The following is an 18,067-nucleotide window of genomic DNA, read 5'->3' on the forward strand; positions in this document are numbered from 1 at the left end:
GTTCTAGCCCTTGAACATGCGGCGCGCGGCGCGCAGCGGCTTGGTGATGCGCCACGACAACGAACCGGTCACCTGGCGATGGGCCTCTTCTACCTGGGACAACGCGGCGACCCGCTGCTGGCTTTCCTTCAGAAGCACGTCGCGCTCCGAAAGCACGCTGGCCGCGTGACGGTGGTCCTTCTGCAGGGTGCTCAGCTCTTTGTCGACATTGGCCAGTTGGGCGAGCACACGCTGGACGTCAGACGCCTTGGAAGCCAGTTCCTGGCGCGTGCTCTCGAGTTCCCAGCGGCGCAGCACGGATTCGCCGAGGCTGGAGAACACCTCTTTCACCGCCTTGGCGCCGGCCTGATCCTTGGGCAGGTCCAGGAGCTTGCGCACTTCCGCCGGCTGGTTGGGGCCGACGGCCAGCACGCCCAGGCCTGCCGAGTGATCGAACTCGAAGCCGGGATACTTCTTCGTGATCTCGGCCCAGTATTGCCACACGCCGAAGTCGCGCTCGCGCACGTTGGTGTCGTGGAACAGCACGATGGCGCGGTCCGACAGCTTGGGCAGCCAGCTCTCGAAGTCATGCTTCACGGCCTCGTAGGTGTGGAGCCCGTCGATGTGCAGCAGGTCGACCGAGCCGTCCTCGAAGTAGGTTGTGGCCTCGTCGAAGGTCATGCGCATGAGACGCGAAAAACCCGCGAAATGCTTGTCGTTGAACGCCGCCAGGTCGTTGTAGACGCCGTCGCCATAGAAGCCCGCGTGCTCGTCGCCCTGCCAGGTGTCGACCGCATAGCACTTGGTGTTGAGGCCCTCGTTCTGCACGGTCTGGCAGAAGGCCGCATACGACATGCCGAAGTGCGAGCCCAGTTCGACCAGCACGCGAGGCTGCTGCACGGCGGTGAGCCATGCGCCGAAGGGCACATGCCCGGTCCAGCCGCTGGAGACCAGGCGAAGCGGGCGGATGAACATGGCCAGGTTGGGCTGGACGGCGTCGAAGATCATGGTTTCTGGCTGGTGTGTGGCTGGAAAAAGCGGGCTCGATTGTGCAGCAGGCCCGGCAAGCGCTATTTCGGCGTCACCGAGAAGCGGCCGACCTTGATCACGGCGCCCGTGAAAAGCTGCTCGATGGCGATTTCATGCTCGCCTTCAGCGCTGAAAAGCGCCGGTGCGAAAGCTGCCGTGATGGCGGCCGGGGAGACGCCGGTTGACGACGCGGGTTTGCCGTCCAGCGTCATCCGGACGTCACCGATGTCGTCCGCGTCGGCAACCTGCACCCAGATGCCGGCGCTGCCGTCCGGTTGGGCGTTCGGCACCGTACCGGCAGGTGCCGAGCGCGGTCCCCAATTCAGGATGCGCATCCTTGCGGCACCGGCGGCCAGCTTGGCGAGTTCCTCGGTGCTCTTCTGCAGGAATTCGGGCTTGCTGGCGAGCCCGGGGTTGCCCTTGGCAACGAAGAGCTCGAGTTCGGGCTTCAGCGGATTGGGCACGCGCTGGAAGTTGTCGGCAAAGTACCGGTAGGTCAGTGGATGCGAGTTCTTGAAGCGCAACTGTTCGTCGCCATCGAGTGCCAGGTCGTAGATCAGCGCAAAGCCCGGATCGGCGGCCTTGATTCGCGCGATTTCCACCTCCTCGAACGCGGCGGGGCGGGGGAACAGCGCATAGATCTCCCACACCGGCGACTTCTGGTTCAGCAGCGCGTAGGCCCCGGGCCATAGCGGCGCAGCGACGAAGTTTCGTCCCCCGGCCGCGTACTGCCTGGCAATCCGGCGGAGGACGTCCACTTCCTTGGCAGTGGCCGGGTCCACGCGCATGCGGCTGGTGGACACCTCGACGTCCACGCAGCGCTCGGCGGAGCGGCATTGCCAGCCTGCGTGATAGCCGTACATCGTCAAGACACTGGCCGCGAGCAGGGCGCCCACGACCCCCCAGCGGGTTCTTGCGCCCGGCTTTGCGAGCGCGAGCGCGAAGCAGCCGACGAGCAGCGGGAAAATCCCGAAGGCCAGGTGATAGAAGTCTGCGCGCGAGAAGGCGTAGTGCGCATACGGCAGTGCAAGGAACGCGGATGCGGCGAACGCAGGCACCACCGGCTTGCGCTGCCAGCGGCTCCAGACCACCCAGATCATCGCAACGATGCCGAACGCGAGCGTCGCAATGAAGAACACGCCGAGCATCACGTCGCGCACGATGGCCGCTACCGGCCCTGAAAAGTCGGCGCGCCAGGGCCAGGGCACGGGCAGGCCGATGTTGGTCGCCTTGATTTCGAACAGGAAGCGAATGCCCTCCCAGTACGCCGATGCGAACCCGGGAACCAGCAGCAGCATCGCGACAACGGGCAAAAACCCGAGCGCGACGCCGGCGGCGAACAGCAGCGCTGCGCGCACGAACGCGGGGCCCTGCGTGCGGTGGAGATTCAGCCAGAGGATGGTCGCGCCCGCCGCGGCAAGTCCGTACATGCCGTGGTTGCGGCCCATGAAGGCCGAAAAGCCCACGCACACGCCCGCCAGAACGTAGCGGCGCGCGGTGGGGGCCTCGATCAACATCGTCAGCGCGCCGATCAGCAGGATCGACGCGCACATGTCCGCCATCTTGAAGTGCGGAATCATCCAGACGGCCAAGGCGATGGATGCGGCGGCGAGATACAGGCGATTTCGGTCCGGCCGGGCACCTCTTGCAATGACCAGCAGGCCGCAGAAGAGCCCCGCCACCTGCAGCACGGCGCCCGAGGCCCGCAACCCGAGCATGCCCGTGTCACCGCCCCAGAGCCCCATCAGCGCGGCGGACCAGTAGTAACGGAACGGGTCATAGGCCTGGAAGTCGCGCAACGGGACCTCGCCGTGCATGACGCGCTGCACGCCGTACCAGAAGAAGCCTTCGTCCCAGAGATTCAGGCCCTTGGCGCCTTCCAAAAGAAACAACGCGAGCGCCGTCAGGACGGAGATAGCGAGGATCGGAAGCAGCCGGGCTTTGGTGGAAGGAATGGACGCGTGCATCTGTGGCGGCTGGCTGGGTCGTGGAACCGCGTGGAAGCCAGGCGCCTCCCGAGGTGTAAATTGTCTCCAAATTGTGTCCGATAATCCCCCGGGGGACTTCGGGGCTGAATCTTCCGACGTACGGCCCCGTATCAGGGCAACAACGCAGAAGGGCCAGAGCATTGAAAAAAGTAGCGATCCTGCAGTCGAACTACATCCCGTGGAAAGGCTACTTCGACCTGATCGGCTCAGTCGATGAGTTCATCCTGTACGACGACATGCAGTACACACGCCGCGACTGGCGCAACCGCAACCAGATCAAGACGCCGCAGGGCGTGCAGTGGCTCACGGTGCCGGTGCGCGTCAAGGGCAAGTACGACCAGAAAATCAGGGACACCGAGATCGACGGCGGCGACTGGGCCGCCGCCCACTGGAAAGCGCTCGCGCAGAACTACGCGCGCGCACCGCACTTTGCCGAGATCGCCGCCTGGCTCGAGCCCCTTTACCTGGCCACTTCGTACACACACCTGTCCGAGCTCAATCGCCGGTTCATCGAAGCGGTCTGCGCTTATCTGAGGATCGACACGGTCATCAGCGATTCGAGCGACTACACGCTGGTCGAAGGCAAGACCGAACGCCTGGCGGACCTGTGCGCGCAGGCTAGCGGCACCGAGTACGTGTCGGGCCCGTCCGCCCGCGACTACGTGGACGAAAGCGTCTTCGAGCGCAGCGGGATCCAGCTCACCTGGTTCGACTACGCCGGCTATCCCGAATACCCCCAGCTGTGGGGCGAGTTCGCGCACGGCGTGACCGTGCTCGATCTGCTGTTCAACTGCGGCAAGGATGCGGGTCGCTTCATGAGGCATGCAGGCCTATGAAGCTCTCGATCGTTGCAACCCTGTATCAATCCGCGGCCTACATCGACGAGTTCTGCAGCCGTGTGGGAGCCGCCGCGCGGCAACTCGTCGGCGACGACTACGAGATCGTGCTCGTGAATGACGGTTCGCCGGACAACAGCCTCGATGTCGCGGTGCAACTCACGCAGCGCGACAGCCACGTGGTGGTGGTCGACCTGTCGCGCAACTTCGGGCATCACAAGGCCATGATGACCGGCCTGTCCGCGGCACGCGGCGAGCGCGTCTTCCTGATCGACAGCGACCTCGAGGAAGAGCCGGAATGGCTGACCTCGTTCGCGGCCCAGATGGAGGCCGACGCGTCCGACGTGGTCTACGGCGTGCAGGCCGAGCGCCGTGGCGGAGCCTTCGAGCAGATGACCGGCACGCTGTTCTACAAGCTTTTCCGCACGCTGACCGGCATCGTGCAGCCGAACAACATCGTCACTGCGCGGTTGATGACGCGCCGCTACGTCGACGGACTGCTGATGCACGAAGAGCGCGAGCTGAACATCGGCGGCCTGTGGGTGATCACCGGTTTCCGGCAATCGCAGCAGGTCGTTCGCAAGCACGCGACCAGCCCGACAACCTACTCGCTGTCGCGCAAGTTCAGTCACCTCGTGAACGCAATCACCTCGTTCAGCAGCCTGCCGCTGGTTTTTACTTTCTATTCGGGGCTGTTGATTTCGGCTTCGGCGCTGCTCTACATCGTCTACCTGTTCTTGCGCTATCTCCTGGGTGCGGCGCCGCCCAGCGGCTACACCTCGATCGTTGCGTCGATCTGGCTGTTTTCGGGCCTCATCGTTTTCTTCCTCGGGGTTCAAGGTATCTACATCGCGAAAATATTCTCCGAGGTGAAGCGCCGGCCCTACACCATCGTGCGGCAGGTCTTCGCTCATCCGGACAGGGCAGGCAAGCAGATATGAGCAATGTCGATCGTTTCGTCCCGTCCGCTTCTTACGGGTTGTTGGACCGCACGCCGGAAGGCTCCCCTGTGGACCAGGCGGCCGAGCAGGTGCGCCACCTCGGGTATGCGCTGCTCGATGCAGGTTATGCGCCGGCAGAGCTTCGGGGTATTTCCGATGCTTTCGAGAGTGCGCGCAAGGCGTACATTGAAACGCACGGAGAGGCTCGGCTGCGCAGCCTGGACGAGTTCTACACCGTCCGGTCGTTGCTGACCCAGCCCGCGGGAAAAGACACCTTTCTCGCACTCGCGCTCAACCCGAATCTCATGGCGGTGTTGAAGCATCTGATACAGGGTAAGTTCATCCTCAACCAGCAGAACGCTATCGTGAACCCTCCGCAGGAGGGCTACAACCAGAGCGCATGGCACCGAGACTTGCCTTATCAGCACTTCGTTTCGTCGAGGCCATTGGCGATCAATGCGCTCTTCTGTGTGGACGACTTCACCTTCGACAACGGCGCCACATTCGTGCTTCCCGCGTCGCACAAGGCCGAGCCCTTTCCTTCTCGCTCCCACGTGGAGCGCAATGCCACGCAGATCGAGGCCAAGGCAGGCTCGTTCATCCTGCTCGACTGCATGATGTTTCACGCGGGTGGTTTCAACAAGACGAATGTTGCGCGCCGGGCTGTGAATCACGTCTTCAACATTCCGTATTTCAAGCAGCAGATCAATCTCCCGTCGAACATCGATGGAGCGAACCTGTCTGCCGAGGCACGGGATATTCTCGGGTTCGGGTACGTGGAGCCGGCCTCGGTGGGGGCTTATCTCTCCAGCCGCGAGTCAAAAAAATCATGACCTATCTTCTCGTCGGAGGACCATGAAAATGGCCGTCTTGCCTCCCGGAACACTTTTGCAGTTGATGTATCTGAAAGAACGCTTGCGCAGTGTTCCGGCAGGTCGATTCATCGAGATAGGCCCTGGCAGCGGCGAGATCACGCGCCTGTTGCTCGATCATGGATGGACAGGTTCGTCGTACGACCTTGAAAGCCGCACGATCGACAGCCTGAAGCAACGCTTTTCGTCGGAGATATCGGGCGGGCGTTTCATGCCCGTCAACCATGACTTCCTGCAGGCCCCGGCCGACCAGGTTGGAAAGGCCGATCTCGTCATTTCATGCATGGTGATGGAACACATGGACGATCAGGGGCAGCATGCGTTCATGCACAAGGCGCTGCAGGTGCTCCAGCCACAGGGTGCAATGATCGGCATCGTGCCGGGATCGCCAGCGCACTGGGGCATCGAGGATGACATCGCGGGACATTGCCGACGCTACACCCGCACGGCCATCAAGGAACTGGTTTCCGAGAGTGGCTGGAAACTCAAGCATGTCGCGGGCCTCACCTTCCCGATATCCAATTTCCTGTTGCCTGTTTCCAATTACCTGGTCAACAGGGCGGAGCGCGCCAAGCTGAATCTCTCGCTGGTCGATCGCACCAAGGCGTCGGGTCGCCGGCAGGTCGCGTTCAAGACGCACTTTCCTTCCTTGCTCGGTGTGGTGTTGAATCCCGTCACCATGTTCCCGGCCTTTCTAATTCAAAAGCTCTTCGCCCGCTCCGAACGCGCGCTGGTGCTTTACTTCGAAGCAAGCCCTGCAACACGGGCGCAAGACAAATGACGTCCGACTCCCGCCAAGCTCTGCTCTCCGAAGTTGCCGACTACTACACCGGCAAGCTGGCCGAGCACGGTGAAAGCCCGCGTGGCGTTGACTGGAACGGTGAAGAAGGCCAGGTGCTTCGCTTCGAGCAACTGTGCAAGGTCATCGCCGGAGACGGGCCGTTTTCTCTCAACGATCTGGGCTGCGGATACGGCGCCCTGTGCGACTTTCTGGTGCCCCGGTACAAGGCGTTCGAGTACACAGGCATCGATGTGTCCGAAGCCATGGTGCGTGCGGCCGAGCGGCGTTACCAAGGCAAGCCGAACGCGCGCTTTGTCGTCGCAAGCGAAGCCGATCGGGTGGCCGACTACAGCGTGGCGAGCGGCATTTTCAATGTGCGAATGGGCCGGTCCGATGCCGAGTGGCAGGCTTATGCGGAGGCGATGCTCGATACGCTGGATCGAGCGAGCGCCAAGGGCTTCGCATTCAACTGCCTGACTTCCTATTCGGACAAGGACAGGATGCGCGCCGATCTCTACTACGCCGACCCACTTGCATTGTTCGACCTGTGCAAGCGCCGGTATTCGCGCAACGTCGCATTGATGCATGACTACGGCCTGTACGAATTCACGATGATCGTGCGGAAGACACCATGAAAAAAACGAAAAAGCTCGTCATCTTCGGTTGCGGCGATATCGGGCAGCTCGCGCACTATTACTTCAGCTCGGACTCCGGGTACGAGGTCGTGGCTTTCACGGTCGATGCGGCCTTCGTGCCCGGGCCGGAGTTTTGCGGTCTCCCGGTCGTCCCGTTCGAAGAACTGACCGAGCGTCATTCGCCGGGCGATGTCGACGTGTTCGTGGCGCTCAGCTACTCCAAGCTCAACGCGGTGCGAAAAGAAAAGTACCTGGCGGTCAAGGCGCTCGGATATCCGTTGGCAAGCTTCATCAGCTCACGCGCGACGGTGCTCAATGAGGGCCGCATCGGCGAGAACTGCTTCATCTTCGAGGACAACACGATCCAGCCCTTCGTCACGGTCGGCAACAACGTGACGCTGTGGAGCGGCAATCACATCGGCCACCACTCGGTGATCGGCGATCACTGTTTCATCGCTTCTCATGTGGTGGTGTCGGGCGGCGTCGAGATTGCTGAGCAGTGCTTCATCGGCGTGAATGCGACGCTGCGCGATCACGTCAAGGTCGGTGCGCGTTGCGTGATCGGCGCTGGCGCGCTGCTGCTGGCCGACGCGGAGCCGGAGGGCGTGTACATCGGCGCGGCGACGGAGCGCTCGAAGGTGCCTAGCACGAGGCTGCGGGGTATATGACGCATCACTGGCAAAAGCTCGGCCTGCTCTATTGCCCGTTCGGCGACCGGCGCCATCCCAAGCTCCTGTCGCACGCAGCCAATCCGCTGCCGGTGCACATGGAGGGAGATGTCTTTCGTGTCTATTTCAGCGGACGCGATGCGCTCCAGCGTTCCTCGGTGGGCGCGGTGGATGTCGACATCGTCCAGCGCCGGGTGGTGAAAGAGCACGCGGAACCGTTTTTCGAACACGGGCCTGCAGGAAGTTTCTATGCGGATGGTGTCAGCGTTGGCAACTGCTACGACACCGCTGGTTGCAAGCACATGCTTTTCATGGGCTGGCAGAACCCTTCGGACGCTCATTGGCGCGGCGATATCGGGCGGTTGCAGGTCGGCGAAGACTTCGGCCTGACGATGGTCGATGCGGCGCCTTTGCTAGCGTCCGACGCGACCGATCCGCTGAGCCTCTCCTACCCGTGGGTGATGCAAGCCGGCCAGTATGCGCGTTTCGACATGTGGTACGGCTCCACCCTGAACTGGGACGCCGGCAATGGCGAGATGCTTCACGTCATTCAACATGCCAGTTCCGCCGATGGCGAACGCTGGGAAAAGGATGGGCTGGCGGTGCCTTTCGAGATCGGCGTGGCGCAGGCCTATTCGAGGCCGACTGTGGTCCGCGATGCGCAAGGGCTTCACATGTGGTTTTCCTATCGCGGCAAGGTCGGTCAGACGTATCGCATCGGGTATGCCTTCTGCCCGGCGGGCGGCAGTTGGGAGCTTCGGCTCGCGGACACGGGCATCGACGTGTCGAGCGACGGCTGGGATTCCGAAATGATCGAATATCCCTTCGTGTTCGAGCATGACGGGCTGCGCTACATGCTCTACAACGGCAATGGATATGGCCGCAGCGGCTTCGGTCTTGCGGTTACAGGCCGTGAATGAATTTCGGTGGGCCGCGATCCGAACATCGGCGGGGCAGTTGTTGCGCTACGGCTTGCTGGGGTTGGCCACGAACATTGCGGGCTTCCTTGTCTATTTGCTTGTGACGCACCTGGGGGCGCCGCCAGCGGCCACCATGAGCTTCTTCTATGTGATCGGCGCGATCCTGGGGTTCTGGGGCAACAAGCGCCTGACGTTCGCGCACCAGGGCGGTGTGCTGGCGAGCGGCATGCGCTACGTGCTTGCGCATGCGGTGGGCTACTGCCTGAATCTGTCGCTGCTTCTGGTCTTCGTCGGCAAGCTGGGCTATCCGCATCAATGGGTTCAGGGAGGGGCGATCCTGATCGTCGCCGGCTACCTGTTCCTCGCATTCAAGTTTTTTGTTTTCAAGAACCCGGAGCGCGAATGACGCGCGGGACAGCAAGGAAATCGACCGTATGAACGACCAACGCATCCCCTTCAACTGGCCGCACATGACCGGCAAGGAACTCTTCTATATCGCGGAGGCCCACTTCAATGGCCGACTTGCGGGAGACGGTCCGTTCACCAAGCGTTGCCACGCCTGGCTCGAAGAGCGCACCGGCTGCTCGAAGGCGCTGCTCACGCACTCGTGCACTGCGGCGTTGGAAATGGGCGCGTTGCTGCTGGACATCAAGCCCGGCGACGAAGTCATCATGCCGTCCTACACCTTCGTGTCGACGGCCAATGCTTTCGTGCTGCGCGGCGGGGTGCCGGTGTTCGTCGATATCCGCGAGGACACGCTGAACCTCAACGAGAAGCTCATCGAGTCGGCCATCACGCCGCGCACGAAGGCGATTGCACCGGTGCACTACGCGGGCGTCGCCTGCGAGATGGACGAGATCATGGCGATTGCCGCTCGGCACGACCTCAAGGTCGTCGAGGACGCGGCCCAGGGCGTCATGTCGACCTATAAGGGTCGCGCGCTAGGTTCCATCGGGCACTTTGGCGCCTACAGCTTCCACGAGACCAAGAACGTGATCGCGGGGGAGGGCGGTGCGCTGCTCGTGAACGATCCTGCGGCGGCGCTGCGGGCCGAGGTCATCCGGGAAAAGGGCACCGATCGCAGCCGCTTTTTCCGCGGTGAGGTCGACAAGTACACGTGGCAGGAGGTGGGTTCGTCGTTTCTGCCGGGGGAACTGATCGCCGCATTTTTGTGGGCCCAGTTCGAAGAGGCTGACCGCGTCACGCAGGCGCGCCTGGCCGCATGGGACCGCTACAACACCATGCTCGAACCGCTGGAGCGCCGTGGCGTGCTTCGCCGGCCGATCGTTCCCGAGGATTGCGTCCACAACGGACACATGTATTACGTGCTGCTTGCAGACGGTTTCGACCGGCAGCGACTTCTCGACGAATTCAAGGCGAACGACATCAATTCGGTGTTCCACTACGTCCCATTGCACTCGTCGCCCGCCGGACGGCGCTATGGGCGGACCCATGGCGACACATTGCGCGTTACCGATTCACAGTCGGAGCGGCTGGTCCGCCTTCCCCTGTGGGTGGGGCTGACCGAGCAGCAGCAGGACAGGGTGCTTGCCGTGCTGGAAGCCATGCTGAAGTGACTCTGCCCGCGAGGCGTTGCGGACAACTGTGGCGGAAATGCCCATTGCGGGATTTTTAGGCGTTTGCCATAAAAAGTCGGTTGAATCATTGCGGCACAATTACGCGGCACGTTTTCCATATAGAGAAATTTCCAACTACCCATGAAGAAAATCGCAGTTGTCACCGGTGTCACTGGTCAGGATGGCGCCTATTTGGCGCAGCTCCTGCTGAACAAGGGCTATGTCGTGCACGGCACGTTCCGCCGCACCAGCTCGGTCAACTTCTGGCGGATGGAAGAGTTGGGAATCCAGGATCACCCCGACCTGAAGCTGGTCGAGCATGACCTCACCGACCTGGGCAGTTCCCTGACCCTTATCAAGGAAGCCAAGCCGCACGAGGTGTACAACCTTGCCGCCCAGAGCTTTGTCGGCGTGAGCTTCAACCAGCCCGATGCCACGGCGCAGATCACCGGCATGGGCGCGCTGCACCTGCTGGAAGCCATTCGCCTGACCGACCGAAGCATTCGCTTCTACCAGGCCTCGACCTCCGAGATGTTCGGCAAGGTGCAGGCCATTCCGCAGGTCGAGGACACGCCGTTCTATCCGCGCAGCCCCTACGGCGTTGCCAAGCTGTTCGCGCACTGGATGACGATCAACTACCGCGAGAGCTACGACATCTTCGGCGCCAGCGGCATCCTGTTCAACCACGAAAGCCCGTTGCGCGGACGCGAGTTCGTCACGCGCAAGATCACCGATGCCGCCGCCAAGATCAGGCTCGGCAAGCTCGACGTGCTCGAGCTCGGCAACCTGGGCGCCAAGCGCGACTGGGGCTTTGCCCAGGAATACGTCGAAGGCATGTGGCGCATGCTGCAGGCCGATGTGGCCGACACCTTCATTCTTGCCACGAACCGTACCGAGACGGTGCGCCGCTTCGTCGACATGGCGTTCAAGGCCGCGGGCTACGAGCTGCGCTTTGAGGGTGAAGAGCACAACGAAGTCGGCATCGACATCGCCACCGGCAAGACATTGGTGCGCGTGAACCCCAAGTTCTACCGGCCCGCCGAAGTCGAACTGCTGATCGGCAATCCGGCGCGTGCCAAGGAAAAGCTCGGCTGGGAACCCAAGACCACGCTCGAGGAACTGTGCGCGATGATGGTCGAAGCGGACCTTCGCCGCAACAAGCTGGGTTACTCATTCTGACGGCTTAACCGCCGATCGTGCCTCGTCGAGTTTTTATCGGACGGAGCAGGCGCACCAAGACGCCCACAGTGGAGAAGATTTGATCAACGAACTCAAGCAGGCCGTCCGGCTTTCCAAGAAGGCGCTGCGCGTCCTCGGCATCAGTGCGCGGCACTCCGCGGCGGACGTCCGCGCGATCCAGGAGGGCCGCCTCTTCGATGCCGACTTCTATCTCAAGGAATATCCTGCGGTAGCGTCGAGTGGCAAGGATCCGCTCAAGCACTACCTGGTGCAGGGGTGGAAGGACGGCCTCGAGCCTTCCCCCAACTTTTCGGTGCGGGCCTACATGGCTGAGAACCCCGACCTGCGCAAGGTGAACCTGAATCCGCTCGTGCATTGGGTGCGCTTCGGTCGCCAGGAAGGCCGTGTGTTGCCCGGCGCGCCACGTGCAGAGCCGCTCTGGTCAGATGACGAGGGGCGTCGTTTCCCGCTGCCCGACGACGTGGTGCAGTTCGAACTCATGGCCGGCAAGGCTTACTTCTCCGGCGCGGGTTTCGACTTCGCGCAGCGCGAGGCGGGCGACTCCGTGGAGGCCGCCGCCAGGGCAATGGCCGCCAAGACGCCTGCATTGCAGGTGACGACCACCGCGCCCAAGGTGTCGATCATCATTCCGGTCTATGGGCAAACGCACTTCGTGCTCAATTGCCTCGACTCGCTCGCCAAGCTGCGTTCGAAGCACTCGGTCGAAATCATCGTCGCCGACGACGCCTCGCCGGTGGCGTCGCGCGTGGACGTGCTGAAGGTTATTCCGTGGATCCGCTACGAGCGGCGCGCCGAGAACGGCGGGTTCCTCGAGTGCTGCAACTCTGCGGTGCAACTGGCGAACGGCGAAATCGTCATTCTCCTGAACAGCGACACCCGCGTGGTCGAAGGCTGGCTCGACGAACTGGTCGACGCCTTCACGCTGTTCCCCAAGGCCGGCATGGTCGGCTCCAAGCTTTTCAACGACGACGGCACCTTGCAGGAAGCGGGCGGCATTTTCTGGCGCGACGGTTCGGCCCACAACTACGGCCGCAACCAGGACCCGAACCTGCCGCAGTACTGCTTCGCGCGCCAGGCCGATTTCATTTCCGGCGCGTCCATCGCGTTGCGCAAGACGGTGTGGAACGAGCTCGGCGGCTTCGACCCCGAATACAAGCCTGCCTACTGCGAGGACGCCGACCTGGCGTTTCGCTTGCGCCGTGTTGGCTACGAGGTCTGGTTCGTGCCGACCTCGCGTGCCATTCACTACGAAGGCATCACCCACGGGCGCGACACCACTAAAGGCATCAAGGCCTACCAGGTGACGAATCTCGAGAAGTTCGCCAAGCGCTTCAGCGCCGAACTCAAGGCGCACCCGCAGCCGGGCACGAGTTCGATGCGCGCCGCCAGCTGGCGAGTGCGTCGCAACATCCTGGTGGTGGACGCGCTCACGCCGACCCCCGACCAGGACTCCGGCTCCATCGTGACCGATGAAGTGATGAGCGCCTACCGGGAGTGCGGCTTTGGCGAGAGCTTCTTCCCGCTGCATTCGCCGTACTGGTCGAAAAAGTACACCGGGGCATTGCAGCGCCGCGGTGTCTGCTGCTACTACAAGCCTTACGCCGAAGAAATGAACGCGCTGCTCGACATCGACAGCCAGTTCGACTACGCGCTGCTGTACCGCTACAACGTTGCGCATCCTGTCTATGCAATGCTGCGAAGGAAGGCGCCCAGCACGCGCATCCTGTTCGCCAACGTCGACCTGCATTTCCTGCGCGAGACGCGTGCCGCCGAGACCTCGAACACACCCGAGGCCCTGTTCTCCGCCAAGGTCACGAAGAAGCTGGAGCTCGAGATGTTCGCGCAGGCGGATGCTTCGTTCGTCCACACCGAGATCGAGCGCGACGTGATTCAGCAGTCGTTGCCGGCACCGCTGGGCAACATGGTCGTGCTGCCATGGATCGCCGATGTGTACCGCGACACGCCCGCCTTCGCCGGCCGCGCGGACATCATGTTCCTGGGCAACTTTCCGCACGCGCCGAACGTCGATTCGGTTCTCTACTTCGTCAAGTCGATCTGGCCTGAGTTGGAGAGGGAACTGCCTGCCGGCGCAAGGCTGCTGGTGGTGGGCAACAAGCCGCCGCCCGAAGTGCTGTCCCTGGCGTCGGACCGCATCGTGGTCACGGGCTTTGTGGAAGAACTGGCACCGTATTTCCAGACTTCGCGCGTGTTTGTGGCGCCGCTGCGCTACGGCGCTGGCATCAAGGGCAAGCTCGTCACCGCGTTGGCGCACGGTGTGCCCAGCGTGGCAACGGCCATCGCGGCGGAAGGCATCGCGCATCCGGGTGACGGCCATCTGGCCACGGCCGACGATCCCCGGCAGTTCGCGGCCGAGGTCTTGCGCTTGTACCGTGACGAAGCGGCCTGGAACGCGATGCGCGAAGCCGGTCTGTCTTACGTTGAGGAAAACTACTCGCGCAGCGCGACCTCGAAAATCTGCCTGCGCGCGATGGACGTGGCCGACGCAACCTGGTTGACCCGGCAGGAGCTCCAGTGCCGGCGTTCGCTCGAGCAGATCATGGCGCAGAACGGCGAATTCGAACGGGTGACGCCCATCTGAGGGCAGCTCACCGCATTGCTCTCTCTACCGGCCCCACGGTGAGTCCCATGAACAACGACAGGTCCGATCAGGATCGCTCCGTGCCCCACGCAGAGACGGACGCAGACAAGTCCGGGTTTTCGCAAGGCGGAAACACCGCTGGGTTCGAAGTCCTGCTGGACGCAGCCAACCAGCGCGCGCAAGCCGCGCTCGAGCGCGAGCGTGCGATGCGCGCCTCGATGTCCTGGCGCGTCACGGCGCCGTTGCGCAAGGTGTCCACCGCCGTGCCGCAGCCCCTGCGCGCCAACCTGCGCCGCGTCGCCAAGGCCGCATGGTGGGCAATGACGCCATGGCGCATGCCTGCGCGGCTTCGCGCCATGCGCTTTCGCACGCCGAACGAGGTGGCGCTGCGCGGTACGCTGGACGCCTCCGATGCCTACGGCGTGTGGATTGCAACCCGCGAGCGCCGCTCGCCCACTGTGCCCGATCATCCCGGCACGCGCGTGTCGTTCCTGCTTGCGGCGGGCGGCAGCTCGCAGGCTTTGCTGCAGACACTGAAATCGGTGCGCTCCCAGTCCGTCGGTCTTTGGGAAGTCTTGGTGGCGGTGTCGCCCGACGCGCCAGTCGCCGTTCTGTCGGTGCTCGACGGCGTAGCGAAGGACGCACGCATCGTGCGCGTGCCTGTGCCGGGCGGCGGGCGTGCGGATGGCTTGTCCGCGTGCCTTGCGTCGGCCCGCGGCGAACTCGTTGCATTGCTGGACGCCGGCGACATGCTGGCCGCCGGGGCGCTGAACGAACTGGCGCACGCGCTTCGGCGTTCGCCCAGCAGCGACATTTTCTATGGCGATGAGGACCGGCTCTCCGGCGAAGGGTTGCGCCAGAGCCCTTACTTCAAGCCAGGGTGGTCGCCCGACCTGCTGTATGCCTTCAACTATTTCGGTCGCCTGACGCTGTTGCAGCGCGACCTGATGGTCGGCGCGGGCGGTATCGACGCCGACATGGGCGAAGGCGTGGAGTGGGATCTGAACCTTCGCGCAAGCGATCGGGCCGGCATCATCACGCGCATTCCGAAGGTGCTGTGCCACCGCAGCGCGGACAGCGGGTCCGAGCGGCCCGCGCCGGGCTCCGAGGCGGCTGCCGACCATCGCAGGGCGTTGCAGGCGCACTGGGCGCGGGCGGGCATTGCGGCCAATGTCGAAACCCAACTTGACGGCACGCAGCGCGCCACCTGGGAGCTGGCGGCGCCGCCGCTGGTGTCGGTTGTCATCCCCACCAAGGACAAGGCCGACCTGCTGCGAGTGTGTGTGCAAGGGCTGCTGCAAGGCACCGACTACGGCAACAAGGAAATCATTCTTGTAGATACCGGGTCTTGCGAGGAAGCCACGCGTGCGTACTACGAAGAGCTGCGCGCCTGCCCCGAGGTGTCGATCGTTCATTTCAGCAGGAAATTCAACTACTCCGCGGCCTGCAATTTCGGTGCGGGCTTCGCGCGCGGCGACCTGCTGCTGTTTCTCAACAACGACACCGAGGTGATTGCGGCGGACTGGCTGCAGGAGCTGGTGCGGTTTGCGCAGCGCCCTGGCGTGGGCGTGGTCGGCACCCAGCTGCGCTATCCCGACGGCGAACTGCAGCACGGCGGCGTCGGGCTGGGAGTAACGCTCTGTGGGCTGATGTACCACGCCGATCACAGCGATGCGTGGGGCGTGTTCGGCTCGGCAGCGCATCCGCGCAACTGGATGGCCGTGATGGGGGCGTGCCAGATGGTGTCGCGCGAAGCCTTCGACCGGATCGGCGGCTTCGACGAGGCCTACCTGCTTGCCTTCAGCGACGTTGCGTTGTGCCTGCGGGCCTGGCGTGCGGGATATCGCACGGCCTATGCGCCGCACGCCCGCCTGGTGCACCACGAAGGCGCCACGCGGGGCGACATCAACCCCACGCCGGACCTGCAGCGCTTTGCCGATGACGTACGCCTGCTGGGCATCGACGAAGACCCTTATCTGCATCCGGAGCTGGACGGACACAGGCCGATTCCCACGCTGTGCGTAGGCGCAGCCCGCTCCCCGCGTGAAAGCCTCCAGACCGACACGCGGGCGCTCGGCACGATGATGCTGCCCTCGTCGACCCTCGATCTCTCGGTGGAGCGCACCTGCCTCGAGGCCGCAGGCTTGCCGCGCGAAGACGTGCTGTGGATGCCGCAACCCGCGCACGGCGTGGTCGACGCGTGGTCGGCCGCGCGCTGGGTTCTGGACCTGCTGCGAACCTGTCCCGATGTCGCGCGGCGGTTTCCCACCGCGCTGTCGGATGGCCCCGGCGGCGCCTTTGGCCGCTGGATCGCGGGTGAAGGCGGCGCCGCGCTTGCGTTGCCTGAAAGCGCAAGGGGATGGGTGGCTCATTGCCTGGGCGCGGGCCTGGGCGCCCGCGCCCGGCAGGCCTACCTGTTCGACGAAGACATCAAGAACACGCTGCCGCACGGCCTCTTGCCGATGGGGCAGCACGCATTGTTCGGTTGGTTCATGCGCAACGGTCGCCATCTGGCGAATCTGAGACTCGAAGAGATCTGGTGGCTGTTTCGCGAGGCGTCCGAACAGCCGGTCGTCGAGCTGCTGCGCGCCTATGTCTTCTCGCCGGCCTGGCAGGCGCTCTACCCAGACGGGCTCACGGTCTTCGGCCGTCGCGCGTTCGCCGGATGGGTGGCGGCCACCTATCGCGTGAAGGAGGGCTGGATCAATCCCGCATGCTGGCCGGTGGATGCATCGCCCGCACGCCAGATCCGCGGTGCCTACTGGGCGCGTGAAGACTGGCGCCTTCTTCATCCTCATGCGCTGGACGACGCAAGCCGCGCTTCGGCGCTGATCGAGTGGTTGTCCACGCCCGCGGCGGCGCAGCCTGCAGAGGTCGTGGAATGGGTCGATGCGCTCGATGTCGCGCAGGTGGCGGCCGAACTGGTGGCGCCGGGCTTGAACGTGATCGGCCATTTCGCCTACCCCTCGGGCCTGCGGGTGTCGATCGAGGCATTGGTCGAAGGTGCGCAACGCGTGGGCGTGCAGACCTCGCTGCGCGACCTGAAAACCGACCGCAAGGACGACCCGCGGCATGCAGACTTCCAGGGTTTCGAGGATTTCGACACCACGCTGATCCACGTGCAGCCCGAGCCGTTCTTCGACGAGGCCTACAGCCGCAGCGACCTCTTCGAGCGCTCGCCGCGCACCTACCGCATCGCCTACTGGTATTGGGAGTTCGACGTCATTCCGGATTCCTGGCTGCCGCATGTCGAAGAGATCGATGAGGTCTGGGCCGCCACCGAATTCGTGGCGCGTGGCCTGCGTGCCAAGATTTCGAAGCCGGTGCACGTGCTCTTCCCGGGCGTGAAGCTCGGCCCCTTCGAGCGGCGCCCACGTGCCTATTTCGGCCTCGAGGCGGCGCCGTACACGTTCCTGTTCACCTTCCATATGATGAGCGTCATGGAGCGGAAGAATCCGCTCGGCCTGATCCGCGCTTTCGCAAGCGCTTTTCGGCCTGGCGAGCCGGTGCAGCTCGTGCTCAAGACCTCGTTCGCGGAGCGACATCCGGAGCAGTTCCAGGCGCTCAAGGACGCGGCAGCCAAGGTCGGCAACGTGAAGATCATCAACGAGGTCTACAGCCCCGGCGACGTGCTGGCGTTGATGGATGCCTGCGACGCTTACGTGTCGCTGCATCGCAGCGAAGGCCTGGGCCTGACGATGGCGGAAGCCATGCTGATGGGCAAGCCGGTCATTGCCACCGACTTCTCGGGCAACGTCGACTTCATGGACGAAGGCAACAGCCTTCCGGTGCGCTACGAGATCGTCAAGCTCGGCAAGGCGATCCCGCCTTACGACGCGCATTTCGAATGGGCCGAGCCGTCCGAGGCGCATGCAGCCGAACTGATGCGGCGCGTGTTCGACAATCAGGCCTGGGCCGCGGAACTGGGGGGCCGGGCCAAGGCCAGCGCGCAGGCCGCGCTGTCGGTCGATGTGGCGGGCGAGAAGGTGGCACGGCGGCTCGCCGAGATTCAAGCGCTGCGGCGCAGCCTGCGCCGCTGACA

The 18,067-nt window shown here is 63.7% G+C and carries 14 protein-coding genes; 12 read left to right on the forward strand and 2 right to left on the reverse strand.

The features are described from left to right. Positions 1-3 precede the first annotated feature (3 nt). Together AC1DJH_RS26235 and AC1DJH_RS26240 are read right to left on the reverse strand one after the other, a co-directional pair. Complete coding sequence (locus tag AC1DJH_RS26235) at positions 4-987, reverse strand: class I SAM-dependent methyltransferase (RefSeq protein WP_478187718.1); 984 nt, start codon at positions 985-987, stop codon at positions 4-6. 62 nt (positions 988-1,049) lie between these two features. After that, a complete protein-coding gene (locus AC1DJH_RS26240; protein WP_478187719.1) occupies positions 1,050-2,975 on the reverse strand; it encodes a hypothetical protein in 1,926 nt (641 codons plus the stop codon). 161 nt (positions 2,976-3,136) lie between these two features. On the opposite strand from AC1DJH_RS26240, the gene AC1DJH_RS26245 reads away from it, so the two are divergent. From AC1DJH_RS26245 to AC1DJH_RS26300, 12 genes are all read left to right on the forward strand, one after another. Continuing rightward, the gene (locus tag AC1DJH_RS26245; protein WP_478187720.1) at positions 3,137-3,832 is read left to right on the forward strand and encodes a WbqC family protein; all 696 of its coding nucleotides are present in this window, start codon (positions 3,137-3,139) and stop codon (positions 3,830-3,832) included. Beyond that, positions 3,829-4,773 carry a glycosyltransferase family 2 protein gene (locus AC1DJH_RS26250; RefSeq protein ID WP_478187721.1) on the forward strand — a complete coding sequence of 315 codons (945 nt, stop codon included), beginning with the start codon at positions 3,829-3,831 and terminating at the stop codon, positions 4,771-4,773. Before AC1DJH_RS26245 ends, AC1DJH_RS26250 begins: the two co-directional genes overlap by 4 nt. Continuing rightward, positions 4,770-5,606, forward strand: coding sequence for a phytanoyl-CoA dioxygenase family protein (locus AC1DJH_RS26255; protein WP_478187722.1), 837 nt, complete (start codon positions 4,770-4,772; stop codon positions 5,604-5,606). The genes AC1DJH_RS26250 and AC1DJH_RS26255 overlap by 4 nt, the downstream gene beginning before the upstream one ends. A gap of 22 nt (positions 5,607-5,628) precedes the next feature. Continuing rightward, positions 5,629-6,426, forward strand: a complete 798-nt coding sequence (locus AC1DJH_RS26260) for a class I SAM-dependent methyltransferase (protein WP_472120621.1) — start codon at positions 5,629-5,631, stop codon at positions 6,424-6,426. After that, entirely contained in the window at positions 6,423-7,061 is a 639-nt protein-coding gene (locus AC1DJH_RS26265; RefSeq protein ID WP_478187723.1) for a class I SAM-dependent methyltransferase, read from the forward strand. Before AC1DJH_RS26260 ends, AC1DJH_RS26265 begins: the two co-directional genes overlap by 4 nt. Then, positions 7,058-7,729 (forward strand): acetyltransferase, encoded by a 672-nt coding sequence (locus tag AC1DJH_RS26270; RefSeq protein WP_435445269.1) that lies wholly within the window; start codon positions 7,058-7,060, stop codon positions 7,727-7,729. Before AC1DJH_RS26265 ends, AC1DJH_RS26270 begins: the two co-directional genes overlap by 4 nt. Beyond that, the gene (locus tag AC1DJH_RS26275; protein ID WP_478187724.1) at positions 7,726-8,649 is read left to right on the forward strand and encodes a hypothetical protein; all 924 of its coding nucleotides are present in this window, start codon (positions 7,726-7,728) and stop codon (positions 8,647-8,649) included. The genes AC1DJH_RS26270 and AC1DJH_RS26275 overlap by 4 nt, the downstream gene beginning before the upstream one ends. Beyond that, positions 8,606-9,055 (forward strand): GtrA family protein, encoded by a 450-nt coding sequence (locus AC1DJH_RS26280; protein ID WP_478187725.1) that lies wholly within the window; start codon positions 8,606-8,608, stop codon positions 9,053-9,055. The genes AC1DJH_RS26275 and AC1DJH_RS26280 overlap by 44 nt, the downstream gene beginning before the upstream one ends. Before the next feature lie 28 nt (positions 9,056-9,083). Continuing rightward, the gene (gene rffA / locus AC1DJH_RS26285; RefSeq protein ID WP_478187726.1) at positions 9,084-10,226 is read left to right on the forward strand and encodes a dTDP-4-amino-4,6-dideoxygalactose transaminase; all 1,143 of its coding nucleotides are present in this window, start codon (positions 9,084-9,086) and stop codon (positions 10,224-10,226) included. A gap of 141 nt (positions 10,227-10,367) precedes the next feature. Next, positions 10,368-11,405, forward strand: coding sequence for a GDP-mannose 4,6-dehydratase (gene gmd / locus AC1DJH_RS26290; protein WP_472120631.1), 1,038 nt, complete (start codon positions 10,368-10,370; stop codon positions 11,403-11,405). Positions 11,406-11,484: 79 nt separating this feature from the next. Next, positions 11,485-14,025 (forward strand): glycosyltransferase, encoded by a 2,541-nt coding sequence (locus tag AC1DJH_RS26295; protein ID WP_472120633.1) that lies wholly within the window; start codon positions 11,485-11,487, stop codon positions 14,023-14,025. 80 nt (positions 14,026-14,105) lie between these two features. Beyond that, positions 14,106-18,065, forward strand: coding sequence for a glycosyltransferase (locus tag AC1DJH_RS26300; protein ID WP_478187727.1), 3,960 nt, complete (start codon positions 14,106-14,108; stop codon positions 18,063-18,065). The last annotated feature ends 2 nt before the right edge of the window (positions 18,066-18,067 follow it).

The sequence above is a fragment of the Variovorax sp. 10N412 genome (assembly GCF_056394985.1).